General features: G+C 71.1%; 21 protein-coding genes. 10 read left to right on the forward strand and 11 right to left on the reverse strand.

The window, feature by feature from the left end; genetic code table 11:
- Positions 1-47: 47 nt before the first annotated feature.
- From rpsR to rpmB, 4 genes are read right to left on the reverse strand one after another with little or no spacing between them, the layout of a single operon-like run.
- Positions 48-305 carry a 30S ribosomal protein S18 gene (gene rpsR / locus MUY22_RS37900; protein ID WP_247051985.1) on the reverse strand — a complete coding sequence of 86 codons (258 nt, stop codon included), beginning with the start codon at positions 303-305 and terminating at the stop codon, positions 48-50.
- On the reverse strand, positions 302-607 hold the full coding sequence (gene rpsN, locus MUY22_RS37905) for a 30S ribosomal protein S14 (protein ID WP_247051986.1): 306 nt from the start codon (positions 605-607) through the stop codon (positions 302-304). The genes rpsR and rpsN overlap by 4 nt, the downstream gene beginning before the upstream one ends.
- Entirely contained in the window at positions 607-774 is a 168-nt protein-coding gene (rpmG, locus tag MUY22_RS37910) for a 50S ribosomal protein L33 (protein WP_009078884.1), read from the reverse strand. The genes rpsN and rpmG overlap by 1 nt, the downstream gene beginning before the upstream one ends.
- Positions 774-1,010 carry a 50S ribosomal protein L28 gene (gene rpmB, locus MUY22_RS37915; protein WP_247051987.1) on the reverse strand — a complete coding sequence of 79 codons (237 nt, stop codon included), beginning with the start codon at positions 1,008-1,010 and terminating at the stop codon, positions 774-776. Before rpmB ends, rpmG begins: the two co-directional genes overlap by 1 nt.
- Before the next feature lie 78 nt (positions 1,011-1,088).
- Here rpmB and mrf point away from each other — a divergent pair, with 78 nt between their 5' ends.
- Genes mrf through MUY22_RS37935 form a run of 4 tightly spaced genes read left to right on the forward strand, consistent with a single transcriptional unit; the run spans position 1,089 to position 3,794 of the window.
- A complete protein-coding gene (gene mrf / locus MUY22_RS37920) occupies positions 1,089-2,339 on the forward strand; it encodes a ribosome hibernation factor-recruiting GTPase MRF (RefSeq protein WP_247051988.1) in 1,251 nt (416 codons plus the stop codon).
- The gene (locus MUY22_RS37925; RefSeq protein WP_247051989.1) at positions 2,336-2,590 is read left to right on the forward strand and encodes a type B 50S ribosomal protein L31; all 255 of its coding nucleotides are present in this window, start codon (positions 2,336-2,338) and stop codon (positions 2,588-2,590) included. The genes mrf and MUY22_RS37925 overlap by 4 nt, the downstream gene beginning before the upstream one ends.
- Positions 2,590-2,739, forward strand: a complete 150-nt coding sequence (gene rpmF / locus MUY22_RS37930; protein WP_247051990.1) for a 50S ribosomal protein L32 — start codon at positions 2,590-2,592, stop codon at positions 2,737-2,739. The genes MUY22_RS37925 and rpmF overlap by 1 nt, the downstream gene beginning before the upstream one ends.
- Positions 2,736-3,794, forward strand: coding sequence for a GTP-binding protein (locus tag MUY22_RS37935; RefSeq protein ID WP_247051991.1), 1,059 nt, complete (start codon positions 2,736-2,738; stop codon positions 3,792-3,794). The genes rpmF and MUY22_RS37935 overlap by 4 nt, the downstream gene beginning before the upstream one ends.
- A 91-nt stretch (positions 3,795-3,885) precedes the next feature.
- Here MUY22_RS37935 and MUY22_RS37940 read toward each other — a convergent pair whose 3' ends face one another.
- Positions 3,886-4,182, reverse strand: a complete 297-nt coding sequence (locus MUY22_RS37940) for a hypothetical protein (RefSeq protein ID WP_247051992.1) — start codon at positions 4,180-4,182, stop codon at positions 3,886-3,888.
- A 146-nt stretch (positions 4,183-4,328) separates the two neighbouring features.
- Here MUY22_RS37940 and MUY22_RS37945 point away from each other — a divergent pair, with 146 nt between their 5' ends.
- The 4 genes from MUY22_RS37945 to MUY22_RS37960 are packed head-to-tail and all read left to right on the forward strand — an operon-like array spanning position 4,329 to position 7,478.
- Positions 4,329-4,763: a MarR family winged helix-turn-helix transcriptional regulator gene (locus MUY22_RS37945; RefSeq protein ID WP_247051993.1), complete on the forward strand. Its 435-nt coding sequence runs from the start codon at positions 4,329-4,331 to the stop codon at positions 4,761-4,763.
- The gene (locus MUY22_RS37950; RefSeq protein ID WP_256474795.1) at positions 4,760-6,457 is read left to right on the forward strand and encodes an MFS transporter; all 1,698 of its coding nucleotides are present in this window, start codon (positions 4,760-4,762) and stop codon (positions 6,455-6,457) included. The genes MUY22_RS37945 and MUY22_RS37950 overlap by 4 nt, the downstream gene beginning before the upstream one ends.
- Positions 6,454-7,194: a dienelactone hydrolase family protein gene (locus tag MUY22_RS37955; RefSeq protein ID WP_247051994.1), complete on the forward strand. Its 741-nt coding sequence runs from the start codon at positions 6,454-6,456 to the stop codon at positions 7,192-7,194. The genes MUY22_RS37950 and MUY22_RS37955 overlap by 4 nt, the downstream gene beginning before the upstream one ends.
- A gap of 11 nt (positions 7,195-7,205) precedes the next feature.
- Positions 7,206-7,478, forward strand: coding sequence for a DUF6295 family protein (locus MUY22_RS37960; RefSeq protein WP_247051995.1), 273 nt, complete (start codon positions 7,206-7,208; stop codon positions 7,476-7,478).
- A 61-nt stretch (positions 7,479-7,539) separates the two neighbouring features.
- On the opposite strand, the gene MUY22_RS37965 is transcribed toward MUY22_RS37960, so the two are convergent.
- The 6 genes from MUY22_RS37965 to MUY22_RS37990 form a co-directional block, all read right to left on the reverse strand.
- The gene (locus MUY22_RS37965; RefSeq protein ID WP_247051996.1) at positions 7,540-8,955 is read right to left on the reverse strand and encodes an aminotransferase class V-fold PLP-dependent enzyme; all 1,416 of its coding nucleotides are present in this window, start codon (positions 8,953-8,955) and stop codon (positions 7,540-7,542) included.
- Positions 8,942-10,273: an MFS transporter gene (locus MUY22_RS37970; RefSeq protein WP_247051997.1), complete on the reverse strand. Its 1,332-nt coding sequence runs from the start codon at positions 10,271-10,273 to the stop codon at positions 8,942-8,944. Before MUY22_RS37970 ends, MUY22_RS37965 begins: the two co-directional genes overlap by 14 nt.
- A 34-nt stretch (positions 10,274-10,307) precedes the next feature.
- Complete coding sequence (locus MUY22_RS37975) at positions 10,308-11,258, reverse strand: sphingomyelin phosphodiesterase (protein ID WP_247051998.1); 951 nt, start codon at positions 11,256-11,258, stop codon at positions 10,308-10,310.
- A gap of 22 nt (positions 11,259-11,280) precedes the next feature.
- Positions 11,281-13,281: a neutral/alkaline ceramidase gene (locus tag MUY22_RS37980; protein WP_247051999.1), complete on the reverse strand. Its 2,001-nt coding sequence runs from the start codon at positions 13,279-13,281 to the stop codon at positions 11,281-11,283.
- 153 nt (positions 13,282-13,434) lie between these two features.
- The gene (locus tag MUY22_RS37985; protein WP_247052000.1) at positions 13,435-14,460 is read right to left on the reverse strand and encodes an LLM class F420-dependent oxidoreductase; all 1,026 of its coding nucleotides are present in this window, start codon (positions 14,458-14,460) and stop codon (positions 13,435-13,437) included.
- An 8-nt stretch (positions 14,461-14,468) separates the two neighbouring features.
- Entirely contained in the window at positions 14,469-15,386 is a 918-nt protein-coding gene (locus tag MUY22_RS37990) for an oxygenase MpaB family protein (protein WP_247052001.1), read from the reverse strand.
- A gap of 86 nt (positions 15,387-15,472) precedes the next feature.
- Between MUY22_RS37990 and MUY22_RS37995 the strand changes: the two genes are divergently transcribed.
- Positions 15,473-16,069, forward strand: a complete 597-nt coding sequence (locus MUY22_RS37995; protein ID WP_247052002.1) for a TetR/AcrR family transcriptional regulator — start codon at positions 15,473-15,475, stop codon at positions 16,067-16,069.
- Between the two features lie 59 nt (positions 16,070-16,128).
- Positions 16,129-16,914 carry an IclR family transcriptional regulator gene (locus MUY22_RS38000; RefSeq protein WP_247052003.1) on the forward strand — a complete coding sequence of 262 codons (786 nt, stop codon included), beginning with the start codon at positions 16,129-16,131 and terminating at the stop codon, positions 16,912-16,914.
- The last annotated feature ends 102 nt before the right edge of the window (positions 16,915-17,016 follow it).

The following is a 17,016-nucleotide window of genomic DNA, read 5'->3' on the forward strand; positions in this document are numbered from 1 at the left end:
CTTTCGCGGGCTCATGATCGCGCGCCCGCCCAGCGGCCGCACCTGAATTATCCGCCCGCGCGGCCCGAGCCCGGGTAGGGCAACAGGGCCATCTCCCGCGCGTTCTTGATCGCCGTGGCGACCTGTTTCTGTTGCTGCGGCGTCAACCCCGTCACCCGGCGGGCCCGGATCTTGCCGCGGTCGGAGATGAACTTCCGCAGCAGGTCGACGTCCTTCCAGTCGACGTGGGTGATCCGGTGCGCGTGCAGCAGGTTCACCTTGCGCTTGCCCGGGCGGTCCCGGGTCGGCTTCGGCATCCGGCTCACCAGCTCGACTTCGTGACGCCGGGCAGCTCGCCGTGGTGGGCGGCCTGGCGCATCTTCACCCGGGACAGCCCGAACTTGCGCAGGTACCCGCGCGGGCGGCCGTCGGCCGCGTCCCGGTTGCGGATCCGCGTCGGGCTCGCGTCACGCGGCAGCTTCTGCAGCGCGACGACCGCCGCTCCCTTGTCCTCGGCGGACGACGACGGCGACGCGATGACGGCCTTGAGCGCGCGACGGCGTTCGACGTACCGGGCCGCGATCACCTTCCGCTGCTCGTTCTTCGCGATCTTCGACTTCTTCGCCATCAGCGCTCTTCCTTGAACTCGACGTGCTTGCGCGCGACCGGGTCGTACTTGCGCAGGACCATCCGGTCCGGGTTGTTGCGGCGGTTCTTCTTCGTGACGTACGTGTAGCCGGTCCCCGCGGTCGACCGCAGCTTGATGACCGGCCGGATGTCGGTGCTCTTCGCCATCAGAACTTCATCCCCTTCGCCTTCAGTTCGGCCACGACGGCCTCGATCCCGCGCTTGTCGATCGTCTTCATCCCCTTGACGGAGACGCGCAGCCGCACCCAGCGGCGCTCGCTGGGCACGAAGTAGCGGCGGTTCTGCAGGTTCGGCTCCCACCGCCGGGACGTACGGCGGTGCGAGTGCGAGACCTGCTTGCCGTACCCCGGCTTGCGGCCGGTGACCTGGCACACGGCGGACACGGACCCTCCCGAGTTGATAGTGGTTGTCGTTTTCATCTACTCTACGCACCGTACCCCGCCCGTATTCCTGGAGCCCATGTGACCCACCCACCCCGCGTCCCGCTCGTGCTCGTCAGCGGCCTCGCCCCGGGCGCGAACGCCACGCTCGCCGAGTTGCTGCGCGTCGCCGAGCCCGGCACCGCCGTCGTCCACCACGACCTGCGCGACATCCACTCCGGCGTCGTCCGCCGCCGCTTGCGCCTGGAGCAGCGCGACCAGCTGACCGTCCTCGAACTGGCGCACGGCTGCGTGTCCTGCACCCTGCGCGAGGACCTGCTCCCGCTGCTGCGGCGGCTGGCCCGGATGCCGCAGGTGCGCCGGATCGTCGTCCGGCTCGACGAGGCGATGGAGCCCGAGCCGGTGAGCTGGGCGATCCGCAACGTCCTGGTCGGCGACCACCCGGTGCACGACGACGTCGACCTGCGCGCGGTGCTCACGGTCGTCGACTGCGCGACCTGGCTCGCCGACGCGACCGAGGACGACGCCCTGGCCGAGCGGAACCTGCAGGCCAGCCCGGAGGACGACCGGACCGTCGCCCAGGTGGCGCTCTCCCAGGTCGAGTTCGCCGACGTCCTCGTGCTGGCCGGCGCGGCCACCGACGCGTGGGGCGCGGCCAAGGCGTCCGCCGTGCTCGACCGCGTCGCACCGTCGACCCCGCGGGTCGAGCTGAGCCGGGTGGACGGGCACAGCGTGCTCGACGCCGTCCCGGCCGACGCCCGCCGCGGCGAGGTCACCGACATGCACGGCGCCCTGCTGCGCGGCCAGCCGCCGCTGCACGCCGACTGCGGCATCGGGCTGGTCACCTTCACCGCCGAGCGGCCGTTCCACCCGCAGCGGCTGCACGACGCGCTCGACGTCCTGCTCGACGGCGTCGTCCGCACCCGCGGCCGGGCCTGGGTGGCCAGCCAGCCGGACGTCGCGTTCTGGATCGAGTCGGCCGGCGGCGGGCTGGGCATCGGGCACGCCGGGCCTTGGCTCGCCTCGCCGGACGGTCCGGAGTGGACGGACGTCTCCCCCGAGCGCCGCACCCTGGCGTCCCTGCGCTGGCACCCGGTGCACGGCGACCGCGCGCAGGAGCTCGTCGTGGTGACGGACCAGACAACGCCCGACGAGATCGACGCGGCCCTGCGCGGCGCTCTACTGACCGACGAGGAACTGAGAGCCGGCCCGGAGGTGTGGGAACGCTATCCCGACCCGTTCGGGGACTGGCACGAAGAACCTTGCGAGGACACCGAACCCGACCCGGCGCGGCACGACGCGACCGCGGCGAACCGAAAGGAAGACCAGTGAAACCAGGCATCCACCCCGACTACCACCCCGTGGTCTTCAAGGACTCGTCCACCGGCGACGCGTTCCTGACCCGCTCCACCGCCACGTCGGACAAGACGATCGAGTGGTCCGACGGGCAGACCTACCCCCTGGTGACGGTCGACATCAGCGCGTGGTCGCACCCGTTCTGGACCGGCACCCAGCGGATCATGGACAGCGCCGGCCAGGTCGAGAAGTTCCACCGCCGCTACGGGAAGCGGGGTACGCGCTGATGGCCGTCCCCAAGCGCAAGAAGTCCCGCAGCAACACCCGCACCCGGCGGTCCCAGTGGAAGGCCGCCGCGGTGGACCTGGTCCCGATCAAGGTCGACGGCGAGACGAAGCTCGTCCCCCGCCGGCTGATCCGCCACTTCCACGCGTGAGCGTCCCGGTCACCGTGCTGTCGGGCTTCCTCGGCGCGGGCAAGACGACACTGCTCAACCACATCCTCGCCAACCGCGACGGCCTGCGGGTGGCGGTGATCGTCAACGACATGAGCGAGGTCAACATCGACGCCGCGCTCGTGCGCTCCCAGGAACGCCTCGTCGAGCTGACCAACGGGTGCATCTGCTGCACCCTGCGGGAGGACCTCCTGGAGGAGGTGGCGGCGCTCTGCGCGGACGACCGGTTCGACCACGTGCTCATCGAGTCGAGCGGGATCTCCGAGCCGATGCCGGTGGCCGCGACGTTCACCTTCCTGGACGAGGTGGCCCGCCTCGACACCATGGTGACGGTGGTCGACGCGGCCAACTTCGCCCGGGAACTGGCCGCCGGCGACTCCCTCGTGGAGCGCCGGCTGGACCAGTACGCCGGCGACGAGCGGACCGTCAGTGACCTGCTGATGGACCAGGTCGAGTTCGCGGATGTGTTGCTGCTGAACAAAACCGACCTCGTGTCACCGGACGAGGCCGCACTGCTGGTGGCGGTGCTCCGGCGGCTCAACCCGGCGGCCGACGTCGTGACCAGCAGCTTCGGGAAGGTGCCGCTGGACCGCGTCTTCGGCACCGGCCGCTACGACGTCCTGCGCGCACAGGAGGCGCCGGGCTGGGTCGCCGAGCTGAACGGCGACCACGTGCCGGAGACCGAGGAGTACGGCATCTCGAGCGTGGTGTTCCGCGCGTCCGGGGCCTTCGACCCGGCGGCGCTGTGGGACTTCGTCGCCCGGCGGCTCGACTCCGGCGAGTTCGGGACGGTGTTGCGCTCCAAGGGGTTCTTCGCGCTGGCGTCCCGGCCTGGGGTGACCGGGCTCTGGTCCCAGGCCGGGACGGTGGCGCGGTTCGAACCCCAAGGCGTCGCGGCGGAGCCACGGCAGGAGCTGGTGTTCATCGGCGTCGACCTGGCGGGCGACGCGCTGCTGGGCGCGCTGCGGGAGTGCCTGGGTGACGTCGCGAGCGGCCCGGACCCGTTCCCGGAGTGGGAACCGGTCCACGTCCACTGAGCCCTCTGCCGCGGCTTGTCGTGAGTGGCAGGCAGGGTTCCAACCCTCCTGAACACCCACGACGAGGCGGGCGAGACGGCGGCCGGGGCGTTCAGTGGTCGTCGTAGTGGTCTTCATGTGGGGCGTGGCGGTGGCCGTCGTGGAGGTAGTCGACGTGCTCGCCGTGCGGGACCGCCACGTGGCCGCAGCCTTCGCCGTGGGTGTGGTCGTGGCCGGTGTGCGGCACGTGGCCGGCGATCTCGCACTCGTCGAAGTGCCCGTCGTGCGCGCGGTGCAGGTGCCCCTCGTGCGCGTAGTCGACGTGGTCGCCGTGCGGGACCGCGGCGTGCCCGCAGCCTTCGGCGTGGACGTGGTCGTGGCCTGCGTGCTCGACGTGCGGGATCGTCATCGGCGGTTCCTCCGGGAATGCGTTCGGCTGCATATGTCCACTTCGGACGCTAACACCGGGTGACGACGACTACCGGGCGAAAGCTCCCGGCTCACCCGATAGGTCCGAGTTGATCAACCCAGGTTTATCAGTCTAGGTTGACGAATGTGACGGACGAGGAGCTGCTCCAGGCGAGCACCGACCTGCGCGTCGCCCTGGGCCGGCTGGTCCGGCGGCTGCGTCAGGGCTACGTCGTCGGCGAACTGACCCTGCCCGAACGCTCGGTGCTCTCGCGGCTCGACCGGGAAGGCCCGGCCACGCCGGGGTGCCTCGCCGACCTCGAACGGGTCAAGCCGCAAGCCATGGGCGTCACGCTCGCCGGGCTCGTCGACCGCGGGCTCGTCGCGCGCCGCAAGGACGACAGCGACGGCCGCAAGGTCCTCATGTCGGTGACCGACGCCGGGGTCCAGCTGCTCACCGACCGGCGGTCGGTGACCACCGAGCGGATGGCCACCGCGCTGGCCGAGCGGTTCACCGCGGCCGAGCAGCGCGAGCTGATCGCCGCGATCCCGCTGGTCGAGCGGCTGGCGGACGCCCTGTGACCGGCACCGGAACCCAGGCGGACCGCTACAAGTGGGTCGCGCTGTCGAACACGACGCTCGGCGTGCTGATGTCGGCGCTCGACGGCTCGATCGTGATCATCTCGCTGCCCGCGATCTTCCGCGGCATCGGCCTCGATCCCCTCGCCCCGGGCAACATCGGCTACCTGCTCTGGATGATCCTCGGTTACCTGCTCGTGCAGGCCGTGCTGGTGGTGACGCTCGGCCGGCTCGGCGACATGTTCGGCCGGGTCAAGATGTACAACCTCGGCTTCGTCGTCTTCAGCGTCGCCTCGGTGGCGTTGTCGTTCGACCCGTTCCACGCCGGCGGCGGCGCGTTGTGGCTGATCGGCTGGCGGGTGGTGCAGGCCGTCGGCGGGTCGATGCTGACGGCCAACTCCGCGGCCATCCTCACCGACGCCTTCCCTGCCGAACAACGCGGCATGGCGCTGGGCGTCAACCAGATCACCGCGCTGGCCGGGCAGTTCCTCGGCCTGGTCGTCGGCGGGCTGCTGGCCGAGATCGACTGGCGCGCGGTGTTCTGGGTGAGCGTGCCGTTCGGGCTGCTCGGCACGATCTGGTCGATCCGCAGCCTCCGCGAGGTCGGCACGCCGAAGCGCGCGAAGGTCGACTGGGGCGGCAACATCACCTTCGCCGCCGGCACCGCGATCCTGCTCGCCGCGATCACCTACGGCATCCAGCCCTACGGCGGCGCCGCGACCGGCTGGGGCAACCCGCTGGTGCTGGGCGGCATCGGCGCCGGGGTGCTGCTGCTCGTGGCGTTCGGCCTCATCGAGACCCGCGTCGCCGCGCCGATGTTCCACCTCGGGCTGTTCCGGATCCGCGCGTTCGCCGCGGGCAACATCGCCGCGTTGCTGACGTCGGTGGCGCGTGGTGGCATGCAGTTCATGCTCATCATCTGGCTGCAGGGCATCTGGTTGCCGCTGCACGGCTACGACTACGAGCGGACGCCGTTGTGGGCGGGGATCTACATGCTGCCGCTGACGGTCGGGTTCCTCCTCGCCGGCCCGGTGTCCGGGTACCTGTCCGACCGGTTCGGCGCCCGGCTGTTCTCCACCGGCGGGCTGTTGCTGGTCGCGGCGGCGTTCCTGGGCCTGCTGGCGCTGCCGGTGAACTTCCCGTACCCGGCGTTCGCCGCGCTGCTCGTGGTCAGCGGAATCGGCCAGGGCATGTTCTCCGCGCCCAACACCTCGGCGATCATGAGCAGCGTCCCCACCGAGCAACGCGGCGTCGCCTCCGGCATGCGGGCGACGTTCCAGAACTCCGGGACGTCGCTCTCGATCGGCGTGTTCTTCTCACTGATGATCGCCGGGCTCGCCGGGTCGCTGCCGCAGACGCTGACCAGCGGCCTGCAGGCCCACGGCGTCGCGGCCAACGTCGCCGACGGCGTCGCCCAGCTGCCGCCGGTGAGCACGCTCTTCGCGGCGTTCCTCGGCAGCAACCCGGTGGGGCACCTGCTCGGCCCGGACGTCCTCGCCGGACTGGCGCCGGCCGACCGCGCGACGCTGACCGGCGGGGACTTCTTCCCGCAGCTGATCTCCGGGCCGTTCCACCACGGCCTCGTGATCGTGTTCACCGCCGCCGCGGTGATGGCCGTCGTCGCCGCGATCGCGTCCGCCTCGCGCGGCGCCCGCTACTTCCACCAGATCCCCGAGGGAACGAAGGAGAACCGATGACCGACGAACTCATCGCCGGAACCGTCACCATCACCGGGAACGGCGGCGACGAGATCGAGGCCTACGCGGCCAGGCCCACCGACGCCGCGACGCGCGGCGGGGTCGTGGTGATCCACCACATGCCCGGCTACGACGCGTCGACGAAGGAGATGGTGCGCCGCTTCGCCGCCGAGGGCTACAACGCGATCTGCCCCAACCTCTACACCCGCGAGGCCCCGGGCGCGGACCCCGACGACGCGGCCGCCACCGTCCGCGCGGCCGGCGGCGTCCCGGACGACCGCCTGGTCGGCGACGTCTCCGGCGCGGCCGACTACCTGAAGGCCCTGGAGAACGCGAACGGCCGGGTCGGAGTCATCGGGCACTGCTCGGGCGGCCGTCAGGCGTTCCTCGTCGGCTGCTCGATCGACGTCGACGCGGCGGTGGACTGCTACGGCGCGTTCGTCGTCAACGATCCGCCGGAGGCCATGAAGTTCATGAAGCCGTTGCTGGGCAAGGCATCGGAGCTGTCCTGCCCGCTGCTGGGCATCTTCGGCGCCGACGACAAGTTCCCGAGCCCGGACGAGGTCGCCGTGCTGGCGGCGGAGCTGGAGAAGCTCGGCAAAGAGCACGAGTTCCACACGTACGCCGACGCCGGCCACGCGTTCTTCGCCGTCGACCGGCCGAGCTACCGGCCGGAAGCCGCGAAGGACGGCTGGGAACGCATCCTCGACTTCTACGCCCGCACGCTCAGCGCCTGAGAGGACCCGCCATGTGCACCTACCTCACCGAGAAGTTCGCCCTCGAAGGCAGCGGCAAGGGCGCCCGCGGCTGGTTCCGCCTGAACGAGGGCACGGTCTACGTCGACCACCCGGTCCACGCGCCGTACGCGCACACGGTCAACATCGACTTCCGCAACCCGGACCTGGGCGCCTCGGCCCGCGTCGCCCTGGAGCTGACGGAAGAAGACGCCCTGGCCCTGGCCGACGCGATCATCGCCGCGGTCAAATCCGCCCCCGCAGGCCTGGCCTCCCGCAACCAGTAGCCCAAAGCCGTGAAGGCCTCCTTACCGGCTCTTATGGCCGGTAAGGAGGCCTTCACGGCTTTCACGGCGTGTAGAGGGCGCCCAGGAACTCCAGGAGGAGGCGCTCGCGCAGCGGTGCGGGCGCGGTGGCGAGGAGCGCGTTGATCGGGGCCATGCGGTCCGGGAGGCCGGACGCGCCCCCGAGTCCGGCCGCGGCTAGCAGGCCGGCGAACTGTTCCGACGTCAGGGTTGCCGGGTCGAGGGCGGCGACGAACTCCGCCACCGCCGGGTCGATCAGCACCGGGCCCGACTCGCGGGCCGCGTCGACGGAGGCCGCGAGGTCCGTGAGGACTTCCTTCTCGCTGCCGTTGTTGGCCGCCGTGACCGTGAGGTGCAGGTTCGCCGGGGACGACAGATGCGCGAACTGCGGCTGGACGTACCAGCCGCGCGTCTTCATCTCGTCCGCCACCGTGAACAGGTCGAAACCGTCGTCGCCGGTGAACGCGATCAGCGTCGACACCGGGTCACCGAGGATCCGCAGGCCCGCGATTTCCGCGACGCCCGCCCGGATCCGCGACACCGCTTCGCGCGTCGAGGAAGCCAGCTGAAGGTAGCCGTCGTCGCCGAGGTGGCGGACCACCGCCCACGCCGCCGCCAGGGGGCCGCCCGAGCGGGTGCTCTGGATCGTCGTGTTCAGCATCGTGTAGCCCGGCCAGCCCGCGCTCGCGAAGTAGTGCGTCCGCCGCAGCTCCGCCGACGCGTGCAGCAGCACCGACGTCCCCTTCGGGCAGTACGCGTACTTGTGCAGGTCCACCGAAATGCTCGTGACGCCCGGGACGCGGAAGTCGAACGGCGCGACGTCGGCGCCGAGGCGGGCGAAGTACGGCAGGACCCAGCCGCCGATGCAGGCGTCGACGTGCATCCGGACGCCCCGGGCAGCAGCCGCGGCCGCGATCTCGGGAACCGGGTCGAGGACGCCGTGCGCGTACGACGGCGCACTCGCCACCACCAGTACCGTCGAGTCCTCGATCGCCGCGGCCATCGCGGCCGGATCGGCGCGGAACGTCACCGGGTCGACCGGGACGTCGATCCGGCGCAGCCCGAACAGGTGCGCGGCCTTGTGGAACGCCGCGTGCGCGGTGGTCGGCAGCACGATCGACGGCGCGGCGATCTCCGGGTGCGCGTCGCGCGCGGCGAGCACCGAGAGCAGGCACGACTCCGTGCCCCCGGACGTCACCGAACCGACGACGCCCGGGACGTCGCCGAGCAGCCGGGACGCCGCGCCGACGAGGTCGTTCTCCATGCGCAGCAGGCTGGGGAACGCCGTCGGGTCGAGGCCGTTGGCCGACGACGCCAGCGCGTGCGCGGCGGCCCCCAGGGAATCCACTTCGGACAGTCCGCTGTCGTAGACGTAGGCCAGCGTGCGGCCGCCGTGCGTCGGCAGGTCACCGGCGCGCAGCTCCCGCAGCGCCGCGAGGACGTCCTCAGGCGGGTTCATGACGCGGCTCCAGCGGTTCCCGCGGCTCCAGCACCGAGCGCCGCAGCAGCGGCAGGGCCAGCGCGATCAGCACGCCGGGGATGATCGACGAGCCGAGCAGGATCGCGACGATCGCGCTGTGCGGCTGGTCGGTCGTCGCGTCGGTGCTCGAGACGTACCCGCCGAACGCCAGGATCGCGCTCCACAGCCCGGCGCCCAGCGCGAGGCCGAGCGTCTCCCCCGCGGTCCACACGCCGGCCGCGATCCCCGCGCGGGTCTCGCCGGTGCGCTCCTCCTCGGCCGTGATCAGGTCCGGCAGGATGGCGAGCGGGAACACCGAGATCCCCGCGTAGCCGACGCCGCAGAGCGCGACGAACACCAGGATGACCACGAGCGGCAGCGACTGGGCCAGGATCAGGCCCAGCAGGCCGATCGCGAACGCCGCCGTGGCGATGCGGAAGCCGTTGAGCTTGCCGACGCGGGCGCCGAGACGCGGCCACAGCGGCATCGTCAGCAGCGCCGGGCCGACGAAGATCACGAAGATCACCGTGCCGTAGCCCTCGCTGCCGAGGATGCGCTGGGCGAAGAACGGGATGGCCGCCAGCACCGTGCCGATGCCGAGCGCCTGGATGAAGTACGTGCCCAGCAGCCAGCGGAACGGCCGCCACCGCGCGATGGTCCGCGAGAGATCCTTGAAGCTCACCGTGTTCGGCCGCAGCGACCCGACCGGCGCGCCCTTGAGCCCGAAGTACACCAGCAGCGTCGCGGCCAGCACGATCAGCCCGATCACGATGGCCATCACGCGGTACCCGGCGACCCCGCCGATGCCGGAGGTGATCGCCGGGGCGCCACCGCCGCAGATCAGGATCGTCACGGCCAGGACGCCGATGCGCACGCTGGTGAGCTTCGTCCGCTCGTCGGCGGACTCGGTCAGCTCGGCCGGCAGCGCGTTGAACGGCACCTGGAACACCGCGTACGCGGTCGCGCAGGCGGTGAACAGGATCGCCACGTACAGCGCGTCCGGCAACGGCGCCCCGAAGCCCGGGTGGGCGAACATCAGCGCGAAGAGGATCGCGACGCCGATGCCGCCGATCAGCAGGAACCGGCGCCGGCTGCCGGTCTTCAGCAGGTTCGCGTCGGACATCCGCCCGGCGATCGGGTTGAACAGCACGTCCCAGGCCTTCGGGACGAACACGATGACACCCGCCGCGGCGGCGGGCACGGCCATCGTGTCGGTGAGGTACTTGACCAGGATCAGGCCGGGGACCGTGCCGAAGGACCCGGTGACGAACGAGCCGAGCGAATACCTGAACCGCGTCCGGCCGGACAGCGTCGTCATGGTCCTCCTCGAAAAGCGGATTCCGATGAGGCGATCAGTAGTGGATCTCGGCCAGCACCGGGTAGTGGTCGGAGGGAATCGTGCCACCGTCGTAATGCACCAGCTGTACCGGCCCGACCTCGGCGCGTCGCAGCGAGCCGACGTAGTCCAGCGAATCGCGGTAGGTGGCCGGGACGGACTTCGCCGCGTCCGGGTTGGTGACGGCGTCGAAGCTGTACTCCCCCGCTCCCGCGGTGCGCAGTGTCCCGCCGAGCACCGCCTCGCCCTGCTCGGACTGGGAGCGGCCCAGGGTGTCACGGCGGCCCTGCCCGGCCCAGTACTCGATGTTGAGGTCACCGGCGATCGCGACCGGGTCGGCCGCCGGGACGTGCGCGGCGGCGAGGTCGCGCAGCTCGCCGAGCTGCGCCAGCCGGATCTGGTGCGCCTTCGGCAGGGTGTCGGGGGCTTCGTCGGCCTGCAGGTGCGTGCCGGCCACCCAGAGCGCCTTGCCGTGGGCGAAGATCCGGACCAGCGCCGCGCCCTTGTTGGACAGGTAGTCGGCGGTGCCGGAGTAGGAGTTGCGGTAGACGAGCTGGTGCTTCTCGGTGATCGGGTACCTGCTCAGCACCGTGACGCCGCCGTTGACGACGATCGGCGAGTTCGAGCAGTTGCCGCTCACGGACGTCCAGCCCGGCGACGTCGAGCAGGACTGCCCGACCAGCGGCGTCTGGAACGGGTAGGCGTCGACGAGCCGGTCGCGCAGCGCCTCGGCCTGGGAGCTGAAGGCTTCTTCGAGCACGACGACGTCGGCGGCCTTGGCCCGGATGACGCGTTCGGCGGCCTGGGCCCTGGCTTCTTTGTCCGACGTGTTCGGGTTGGCGATCCACGGCAGCTGCCACAGGTTGAAGCTCAGGACGGACACGCTCGCGGGCGCGGCCTGAGCGGGCGCGGTCAGCAGAGCGAGAGCAGTGCAGACGACGGCGGCGAGAATGGCGGTTCTCCGCACGACAGCGGTCCTTTCAGGAGGTTCAGGAGACGACGAAGGCGCGGGAGGTCCCGCTGAGCTGGGCGATGGCGCCGGTCAGGCCGTGCTTCCAGGCTCCGAAGTGGACGACGCGAAACTTGCCGACCGGCGCGTTCGCCGGGATGTCCCAGGTGACCTCGGCACGCGACTCGGACACGAACGTCCGGGTCCAGCGGAACTTCGTCGCCCAGTCGCCGTCGTCGGCGTAGCGGACCCAGCGGCCGTCCACGTACTGCTGGATCTCCAGGAACGTGCCGTCGCGACGCAGATCGTTCTTCGGGTGGCCGGTCACGAACGCGACCGCTACCTGGTCGCCGCGCCGGTAGCTGCTCTTGGCGTCGGTGACGACGTCGCCGAAGCTCTTCAGCAGCGGCGCGCTGTCGAAGACGACGCCCGGCTGGAAGTTGACGAGCTTGCCGCGCAGGTCGCGCGGGACCGGCCCGTGCGGGACCGAAGCGCCCGCCTTCATCGCCGCGGCGAGCCTCCCGAACTCCTGCTGGTACGCGGGTAGCGTGTAGCGGCCGAAGAGCGTCGACGCGCCTTCGTACTGCTGCGAGTCGTACTCCTCCGGCGTCGTCACGTACTGGCTGTAGGCGTTGGAGTAGCCCTGCATGAGGACGTTCTCCAGCGGGACGCCGAGTTCCGCGGCGACCGTCTGCCGGATCCGCAGCCCGGCCACGATCGTGTACTCGGCGGGCCCGGCGACCAGGTGCAGCTGCCCGATCCGGACGATCTGCAGCGGCAGCACCTCGGGCGCCCACGGGTACGGCTTCATCGCACCGAACGGCACGGCGACGACCTTCGGTGCCTGCGCGTCGGCCAGGGCCTGCGGGATCGGCGCGTCGATGCCGCCGAGCCAGTCGATGAACGGGTTCTTGACGCCCTCGGGCAGCGGCAGTCCCGGGCCGTCTTCGGTGCTGCCGGCCAGCATCGAGACGCCGATGGCCGCGGTGCACGTCCGGTGCGGACGGCCGTCCGGGGTGAACCTCGGGTCGACGTCGACGGCGGACATGTCCACGTAGGTCATCCGGTGGTCGACGCCGCCGGTCACGGCCTCGCTCGCCGCGTCGAACGCGCGTTTCGCCGCCTGGAACTGGAGTTCGCCGATGCGCTGGGTGTTCTGGAACTCCGTCTCGGGCGTGCCCGGCTGGAGGTTGAGGTTCGGCGTCATGTCGCCGGAGTTGGTCTGGGCGAACGCGGCGACGAACCCGGGCGGGCCGTCGAGGTAGCGGACGCCGGCGTGGTCGTGCTCCCACGTGTAGGCCGCGTAACCCTTGTTGTCGCTGCTGATCAGGTGGTTGCCGTTGCTCATCGACGTGCCGTGCGTGGCGAACCAGGTGATCGCGCCAACGTCCTTGCCGCCTTGGCGGAACCGCAGCACGGTGACGGCCGGGTCGATCGAGAGCGGGAAGTGGTCCTTGTCCGGGTTCAGCTCGAAGGCGACCCTCGATCGGTTGGCACTCGCCTCGGTCAGCTCGGTCCGGCCGAGTGTCAGTTCGCCGGGCGCGAGGGTGTCGTGCGCGTGGCCGATCGCTTCGACGATCCCGGCGACGACGGCGTCGTAGGTCTGCTGCTGGAACCCGAGGATCGACAGGTCGTAGGCCGCGTAGTGCGAGTCGCCGCCGCACGCCGAATGCGTGTGGGTGGCGTTGAGCAGCACGTTCTGCTCGGTGTAGGTGCTCCCGTACTTCCGCGCCAGCTCACGCAGGACGCCCTGGTGGACGGACTGGAACAGTGCACCCAGCTCGGCGGTGACGAAGACGATCCGGTTCGTCCCGTCGTCGACGACGTACGCGCGGGCCCGGGTCCGCAGGTGGATACCGGCCGTCTGCTGCTGCGGCATCGAGTAGCCCATCATGCCGTTCTCGGCGGCGGGCCCGGTGACGTCGCCGAGCCCGACGCCGACCCGGAGCGTGGCCCCTGCGGCTGCGGCCGGTCTGGCCGCGGCGGCGGCGAAGGGCAGCGCGGCGGCTCCGGCCAGGACGTGACGACGACTCACCCGCATACGATCTCCCGACTAACGTGAACGTGATTCGCGTTAGTTCGGGACCGTACGTGACCCCCGCCACCTCGGCAACCCGGCAGAAGTGCCGCCACGGAAATGCCGTGAAGGCCTCCTTCCCGGCCGTAAGAGCCGGGAAGGAGGCCTTCACGGCTTTCAGCCCAGGGCGTCGGCGATCTTCTCCAGGGTCGCCGCGTCGCCGCGCAGCAGCAGCTGCGTGACGACGGTGTCTTCCCACGCCTTCAGCTCTTCGCGGATCTTCGCCGCCGGCCCGATGAGCGACGTGTCCTCGACGAGCGACGTCGGGATCGCCGCGACGGCCTCCTCCTTGCGCCCGGCGAGGTACAGCTCCTGGACCTTGTCCGCGACGTCCTCGTAGCCCAGCCGCGCGAAGACGTCGTGGTGGAAGTTCACGCTCTTCGCGCCCATGCCGCCGATGTAGAGCGCCAGCGACGGCTTGATCCAGCTCGCCGCTTCCTCGACGTCGTCGTGCACGATCACCGGGACCGACGCGGGCACCTCGAACGTCTCCAGCGTGTGCCGGGCGCCCGGGCGCGCGAAGCCCTCTTCGAGCGCGGCCTTGTAGAAGTCGTTGCTCTTGGGCGAAAAGAACAGCGGGAGCCAGCCGTCGCAGATCTCGGCGGAGAGCGCGACGTTCTTCGGGCCCTCCGCGGCCAGGTGGATCGGGACGTCGGCACGCAGCGGGTGCACGGTCGGCTTGAGCGCCTTGCCGAGCCCGGCGCCGCCCTTCAGCGGGAGCTGGAAGTGCTGCCCGTCCAGGGTCACCGGCGCCTCGCGGGCCAGCACCTGCCGCACGATGTCGATGTACTCGCGCGTGCGCGCCAGGGGTTTCGGGTACGGCTGGCCGTACCAGCCCTCGACGACCTGCGGGCCGGACGCGCCGAGCCCGAGCACGAACCGGCCGCCCGACAGGTGGTCCAGGGTCAGCGCGCTCATCGCCGTCGCCGTCGGGGTGCGCGCGGCCATCTGGACGATGTTGGTGCCGAGCCGGATCCGGCTGGTCGAGGAGCCCCACCAGGCCAGCGGCGTGAACGCGTCCGAGCCGTAGGCCTCCGCCGTCCACACCGAGTCGAAGCCGAGCTCCTCGGCTTTGAGGACCGCCTCCAGCGCACCCGGGGTCGGCCCGCTGCCCCAGTACCCGACGTGGAATCCCAGCTTCACGAATCCTCCTAGATGTTCGGCGCGTAGTGCTCGGGTTTGCCGCGCTCGGACAGCGGCGGCAGGTTCCTGGGTGGAGTCTCGACCACGGCGGCGTCCGGAGCCACCTCGCCGCGGACGCGGCGCCAGCCGGCCCGGGCCCGCGGGTGGTAACGGCGGTCGTGCGGGACGAGCTTGAACACGGCGTTGATCAGCTTCCCCACCCGGCGGTGGCGGCGCGCGTCACGCTCGGACCAGCGCAGGCCGAGCCGGTCGCGGATCTCGCGGTCGTACAGCCCGGTCGTCAGCCAGACGAAGTTCCGCGCGACCAGCACGCTCACCGGCCGCCAGAGCGCGTCCGGCAGCCACGGCAGGAACGGCGGCTTCGCGATCCCGGCGAGGTCGAGCACGTCCCGGGTGGCCTTGTTGTCCTCCAGGACGTCGGCGCACATGTGCTTCCAGTAGCGCTGGAAGTCCGCCCAGCTCTCCGGCACCGGCCGCATCGTCATGTCGTACATCCGCCACCACGTGACGTGCTCGTCGAACAACCGCCGCTTTTCGGCCTCACCGATCCCGCCCATGAAGTGGTCGGCGATGAGGATCGTGCTGACGAAGAACGTCGAGTGCGCCCAGTAGTAGGTGTCCGGGTCGAGCGCGTGGTAACGACGGCCCAGCGCGTCGATCCCCTTGATCCGGTCGTGGTAACCACGGACTTCCAGGGCGGTCCGGTGCGCGCGCGGGCCGTCGTAGACGACCCCGCCGATCGGGTAGAGCGAGCGGAAGAGGCGCTGCCAGCGCTCCTCGAAGAACCGCGAGTGCTGCTCGACGCCGGCGCCGAGGCCCGGGTGCATGTTCTGCATCGACCCGGCCCACAGCGCGATCAGCAGGCCACGCCAGTCGCCGAAGTACTTCCAGGTCAGCGACTCGGGCCCGAGCGGTTGCGGGGTCATCGGCGGCTCCTCGTCGAGTCCAGAACTGACTACGGCTGTTGTCAGGCTAGGATCTGACAACACACGTAGTCAACCGAGGAGCGGATATGCCGGGCCGGACCTGGGCGGGCACGACGCTGGACGACCGGAAGGCGCTCCGGCGCGAGCAGCTCGTCGCCGCGGCCCTCGCGCTGCTGGGCACCGAGGGCTCGGCCGCCACCAGCGTCCGCGCGGTCTGCCGGCACGCGAAGCTCACCGAGCGTTACTTCTACGAGAGCTTCGCCGACCGCGAGGAGCTCGTCGCCGCGGTCTACGAGCACGTCGGGGAGCAGGCGCGCCAAGCTCTGGTCGACGCGGTGCGGGACGCGCCGAGCCCGACCTCGCGCGCCGAGAACGCCGTGCGCGCGTTCGTCGAGCTGATCGTCGACGACCCCCGCAAGGGCCGGGTCCTGCTGCTGGCCCCGCTGACCGACCCCGCGCTCACCCGGCGCGGCCTGCACCTGCTGCCGGTGTTCACCGCCGTCGTCGGCGAGCAGCTCTCCCGCGGCGACGAGACCGAACGGCAGCTGGTCGCCGTCGGGCTGGTGGGCGCGCTGAGCAACGTCTTCATCGCCTACCTCGACGGCTCGCTGAAGGTCTCGCGCGAGCGGCTGGTCGCGCACTGCGTGAAACTCGTGCTCGGCGCCGACGACCTGGCCCGCTGACGCCACCGGCCTCACCTCCGCCCGCTGACAGTCCCGCGAAGATCGGGCACACTCAACCCATGCGTACCGCTGGGCGGAACGACGGCGCGAGCGGCGACGGCCTCGTCGCCGCCCGGCTCGCCGCGCTCCTCGAAGCTTTCCGGCCGGGCGACGAGTCACTCGGCGTGTCCGAACTGGCCCGGCGGACCGGGCTGGCGAAGACGACCGTCCACCGCCTCGTCGGTCACCTCGCCGACACCGGCCTGCTGACGCGCGAGGACGGCGCCGTGCGGCTCGGGCTGCGGCTGTTCGAAATCGGCCAACTGGCCTCGCCCCGGAGAGGACTCGTCGAAGCCGCCCGGCCGTACCTCGCCGATCTCCGGGAGGCGACGCGCAACACCGTCCACCTCGCGATCCTGGAGGGCACCGAAGTCGTCTACCTCGACGTCCTGCGCGGGCCGGACGCGCCGACGCTGCCCTCGCGCATCGGCGGCCGGTTCCCCGCGCACGCCACCGGCGTCGGCAAGGCGATCCTCGCGTTTTCCGCGGAATCCGTCGTGAACAAGGTCATCGACGCCGGATTGCCCCGGATGAGCCCGAAGACGATCACCGCGCCCGGGCTGCTGCGCCGTCAGCTCACCCGGATCCGCGAAGACGGGATCGCGTTGGAACGCGAGGAATCGGGTGTCGGCGTGGTGTGCGCGGCCAGCCCGCTGCTCGACGCGCGCGGCGTCGCGGTCGCGGCCGTGTCGATTTCGGGCTGGGCCAACCGGATGCGGACCGAACGGGTTGCTCCCGCCGTCCGCACGGTCGCACTGGCGTTGACCCGGACGCTGTCGGCCGCCACCGCGGACAGTCGGAAATAATCTTGCAGGACAAGGCTTTTTGATCTCCGCGAAGATCTCTAGGCCGTCCGGATGACGTGACCTCCCCGAGCTGTACGGGCCATCCGCGGCGACTACGATCCG

The sequence above is a fragment of the Amycolatopsis sp. WQ 127309 genome (assembly GCF_023023025.1).
Classification (GTDB): Bacteria; Actinomycetota; Actinomycetes; order Mycobacteriales; family Pseudonocardiaceae; genus Amycolatopsis.

Coding starts and splice junctions, on each gene's coding strand:
- rpsN (WP_247051986.1), bottom strand. CDS start 607: ATGGCGAAGAAGTCGAAGATCGCGAAGAACGAGCAGCGGAAGGTGATC.
- rpmG (WP_009078884.1), bottom strand. CDS start 774: ATGGCGAAGAGCACCGACATCCGGCCGGTCATCAAGCTGCGGTCGACC.
- rpmF (WP_247051990.1), top strand. CDS start 2,590: ATGGCCGTCCCCAAGCGCAAGAAGTCCCGCAGCAACACCCGCACCCGG.
- MUY22_RS37940 (WP_247051992.1), bottom strand. CDS start 4,182: ATGACGATCCCGCACGTCGAGCACGCAGGCCACGACCACGTCCACGCC.
- MUY22_RS37955 (WP_247051994.1), top strand. CDS start 6,454: ATGACCGACGAACTCATCGCCGGAACCGTCACCATCACCGGGAACGGC.
- MUY22_RS37960 (WP_247051995.1), top strand. CDS start 7,206: ATGTGCACCTACCTCACCGAGAAGTTCGCCCTCGAAGGCAGCGGCAAG.
- MUY22_RS37965 (WP_247051996.1), bottom strand. CDS start 8,955: ATGAACCCGCCTGAGGACGTCCTCGCGGCGCTGCGGGAGCTGCGCGCC.
- MUY22_RS37970 (WP_247051997.1), bottom strand. CDS start 10,273: ATGACGACGCTGTCCGGCCGGACGCGGTTCAGGTATTCGCTCGGCTCG.
- MUY22_RS37980 (WP_247051999.1), bottom strand. CDS start 13,281: ATGCGGGTGAGTCGTCGTCACGTCCTGGCCGGAGCCGCCGCGCTGCCC.
- MUY22_RS37990 (WP_247052001.1), bottom strand. CDS start 15,386: ATGACCCCGCAACCGCTCGGGCCCGAGTCGCTGACCTGGAAGTACTTC.
- MUY22_RS37995 (WP_247052002.1), top strand. CDS start 15,473: ATGCCGGGCCGGACCTGGGCGGGCACGACGCTGGACGACCGGAAGGCG.
- MUY22_RS38000 (WP_247052003.1), top strand. CDS start 16,129: ATGCGTACCGCTGGGCGGAACGACGGCGCGAGCGGCGACGGCCTCGTC.